1 pseudogene is annotated in these 288 nt (G+C 46.9%); it reads right to left on the bottom strand.

The annotated features are described in order from the left end of the window. Window positions 1-288, bottom strand: a pseudogene (gene secA, locus AAEY94_RS20645) (preprotein translocase subunit SecA); the annotation flags it as partial.

Below are 288 nucleotides of genomic sequence, written 5' to 3'. Positions count from 1 at the left end.
AATGTACGCCTTTGCCACTGATAGCATTGAGGTACATCGCCAAGGTACCCATCAAGGTTTTACCCTCACCAGTTTTCATCTCAGCGATTTTGCCTTCGTGCAAGGTAATACCACCGATCAGCTGCACGTCATAGTGGCGCATACCGTTAACCCGTAAAGACGCTTCACGACAAACCGCAAACGCTTCTGGCAATAAGGCATCTAGACTTTCGCCGCCTTGGTGTCTTACTTTAAATTCTTCAGTTTTTTGTTGTAATTGCTCATCAGACAGGGCTTGTATCGCAGCCT

It is taken from the genome of Shewanella sp. AC34-MNA-CIBAN-0136 (genome assembly GCF_040309945.1).
Taxonomy (GTDB): Bacteria; Pseudomonadota; Gammaproteobacteria; order Enterobacterales; family Shewanellaceae; genus Shewanella.
This window is presented reverse-complemented; position numbering and strand designations above follow the sequence as displayed.